General features: G+C 32.2%; 4 protein-coding genes and 1 pseudogene. 2 read left to right on the top strand and 3 right to left on the bottom strand.

Annotated features, from left to right (window positions below; all coding sequences use genetic code 11):
• Positions 1-97, top strand: a pseudogene (locus D0T84_RS23400) (hypothetical protein); the annotation flags it as partial.
• Between the two features lie 423 nt (positions 98-520).
• Here D0T84_RS23400 and D0T84_RS21805 read toward each other — a convergent pair.
• The 3 genes from D0T84_RS21805 to D0T84_RS21795 are packed head-to-tail and all read right to left on the bottom strand — an operon-like array spanning position 521 to position 2,310.
• Positions 521-742: a hypothetical protein gene (locus D0T84_RS21805; protein WP_163310029.1), complete on the bottom strand. Its 222-nt coding sequence runs from the start codon at positions 740-742 to the stop codon at positions 521-523.
• Positions 743-784: 42 nt separating this feature from the next.
• On the bottom strand, positions 785-1,501 hold the full coding sequence (locus tag D0T84_RS21800; protein ID WP_163310028.1) for a hypothetical protein: 717 nt from the start codon (positions 1,499-1,501) through the stop codon (positions 785-787).
• A gap of 20 nt (positions 1,502-1,521) precedes the next feature.
• Positions 1,522-2,310: a DUF4365 domain-containing protein gene (locus D0T84_RS21795; RefSeq protein ID WP_163310027.1), complete on the bottom strand. Its 789-nt coding sequence runs from the start codon at positions 2,308-2,310 to the stop codon at positions 1,522-1,524.
• A gap of 168 nt (positions 2,311-2,478) precedes the next feature.
• Here D0T84_RS21795 and D0T84_RS21790 point away from each other — a divergent pair, with 168 nt between their 5' ends.
• Positions 2,479-2,661: a hypothetical protein gene (locus tag D0T84_RS21790; protein WP_255495532.1), complete on the top strand. Its 183-nt coding sequence runs from the start codon at positions 2,479-2,481 to the stop codon at positions 2,659-2,661.
• The last annotated feature ends 470 nt before the right edge of the window (positions 2,662-3,131 follow it).

Raw genomic sequence — 3,131 nt, 5'->3', positions numbered from 1 at the left:
AAAAAGCGGAGGAAGTTTAGACGCAGGGCAGCAATAGAACCGGTTAACGCACATCTCAAATCAGACTTCAGAATGCATGAAAATTATCTCTGTGGGGAGAGGTATGTCCAAATCAATGCTCTTCTAAGTGCCACAGCCTGGAATCTCAAGAAATGGATGAAGAATCTCATTTCTTGGCTATATAATAAATGCTGCCAACCAAATGCAAATAGTTTTCTACTGATGAAAATGCTGGCGAAATGAAAACTATTTGGAAACTTTTATATTCGTAAGGAGAGACTACTTAAAGGATGAAAAGTGGGTGGGTATGCTCCGGAATACGGTCGTTTTGACCATCAATTTTCCCTACTGGGTGGGGATGCTCCGGAATCCGGTGCGACCAACCTCATTTAGCGCCCTTTTTTAACTGTTTTACCCCTGTTTTGCCCCGTTTTTGGGTGGATATCTGCCGGAATGGCAGATTTTTAGAACCGATTTCTAATGGATTTAGAACCGGATTACTGGGTGGGGATGCTCCGGATTATGCACCATAAAATCGATATATTGGGAATGACTTAAATACTTTTTGTTCTTCGGGAGTTAATTTATTGAAATAAATTTTCGCAGCATCTTTATATCCAAGTAAAATATTTGCAGCGAGTTTACATTCAATATTAGAATTTTCGGTTAACTCCACTAACTGAGATTTTTCTTCTTCATTAAAATCTCTTTCTCTCTTAATTATTTGGAGTTTGTTCAGCAATTTTATTTCTAAGGGTATATTATCTTTTGATTCATCTAATATCTAATCAGAAATATTTCTAATTAAGTTGAATAATTTTTCATTTGGTTTCTCATCATAAGCTGATAACATTTTCAGCATATCTAATATTGCTATTTGATATATATAATCAAAATGAGATAAAGATTTATAAGAATTTAAGATTACTCCATAGTTGATGTTAGAAATATTTATATAATCTTCTTTTTCCAAAATTGAGAACGGATTCATAATTCGTATATCTCCCTTGTCATTTGGTTGCATTGCTTGAAGTTCCGAACTGAAAAAATCTTTGATTGTATATGAGTCTACTCCATTTTTGAAAACAATCAATTTAATCTGAATATTGGCTATCTTAAGATTTGTTACTGAAGTGTTGTCATCACCTTCAACTTTAATATTTACACTCTCTTTATCCAATATTGATTTAAATAAAATATCTAAATATATTTGATCTTCTGTAGATAATTTCTCCAGATCTAAATCCTCGTCAATATTGAGAATAGTAAATAAATCAATTACTTTATTTAGAAAAGTCAACCTATCTTCCAAAAAATCAAGATGATCTTCAATATTGCTGTTAATTATAGAAAAGGTAAAATCTTTGCCCTTTATTGAAAACTTATTCCCATTTTTCACAGTCTCTACATAAAAGACTAAATCAGTAATACCTTTTCTAACAGATGAAGCTAATTTGAAATCAAATTTGCTACCTCCCTGTTCATTAATAGAAAGTGACATAGAGTTTCCTATATGAATGGTCATACCATCTTCCGAGAAAACTCTCTTAAAACCATTATAATATTTTTTCCATTTATTGATATAGGACAATTATCAACAGTATCTATAACATTTAGCCTCAACTCCGATGAAGTAAAAAGATCTGTTGGAATTAGATTTTTATTGTTATCAGAAGCATAGAAATATATTTCGTTACTATTTAACACATTAAATAAACTTTGTGTGGTATTTAAAACTTTGTAGTTTTCTGGTAAGTATGTAAAACCTTTGATATTGCTTTGCTTCACTTCATCTATAGAGATAATGTTATGAGGGGTATAGCTAACTTGTTGTCTAGAATCTTTTAGAAAATTTAGAAAAAGGACTTTTTGTATTTCCGGCTGTTTTGGGAATTCTCTCAATTTTATGTTCAGGCTTGTTGTGTTTTCGTTTGACTTTAAATTCAAACCAAGTTTTACAGGGGTAAGTGTATTATAATACACCTTCCTTTGCCGAGGATTCTGCTTGTTGATATACACAACAAAGTAGATAACACCATTGTCTTTTAGATAATTTTTTAAATCTGCGATATCTGCCGGATGGCTAATTTCCGATTGAGTAAAATCTGAATTCGATTCTCCTTTAACTTGAACTGCAACCCTTCCTTGAATATTCTCCTTTTTACGTCCTTTATCTTTATAAATATAAATAAACCCATCCCAAGATGGCTCTTTGTCATTTTCAGAAATATAAGGAGAAAGTATGTCGCAACCCAGAATAGAGTCCTTAACTTCTGAAATTGCTGCTGATTCAATATTTTTCTTATCCATAAATTATGATAGTGGTTTTCGATATCTAAAGATACAAAACTATTACAATATGTTGAGATTGACGTATCCAATGTGAAATAAGTAAATCTCTATCCACCCCGTATAAGACTGGTATAATCTTGTATTTAACATATCTGAAATTTGTCCCCGAACCAATAAAGATCAGATATGGAAGTAATAACATTCGAGAGTGATGCCTTCAAACAACTGGAAAAGAAGATTGATCGCATCGCCGGGTTTGTAACGAGCGTTGAAGCCACACCTAATAACAAAGACCCCGATTGGAGCGATATCCGGTTGGAATCAGAAGAAATCTGCGATATTCTGGACATCAGCAAACGGACTCTATAATTAAAATGTACACAATTTAGAAACAGGTAGTTATGTGTTTATTAGAGCATAACAGGTAACGATTTAGAAACAACCGAAACTCATCACTCTGCTGTGATTTTCGCTATGCCGATTTTCAATTCATAGATTCAAATAACTCTTTAGACAAAGGTATACAATGTTTTCTAAAAACAATCAAGGCAACCACACCAAATTTGCATAAATACCAGCCAAGAGTAAAGCAGTATCAGATTCCATATATTTGAAAAGAATATTGAATCTTTGATGATTTGCTTTGCATTAAGCTTGGCTTAAACCTGACTCCTCAAACATTATTGACCCTCAGATTTTAAGAAAAAAAGTCATATGTTTTTCGTTTATACTCAGATTAACCACATAGATATAAATCAGTTACATATTTATATATTAAAAAAAAGTCATATCAGCCATCCGGGCCATTCTTTATTCATTTTTCTGGTATTATATTTAGA

This window comes from Dysgonomonas sp. 521, from assembly GCF_010501055.1.
In the GTDB taxonomy this organism is placed as follows: Bacteria; Bacteroidota; Bacteroidia; order Bacteroidales; family Dysgonomonadaceae; genus Dysgonomonas.
The sequence above is the reverse complement of the archived record's forward strand: the minus strand, read 5'-3'. Positions and strand labels throughout refer to the sequence as shown.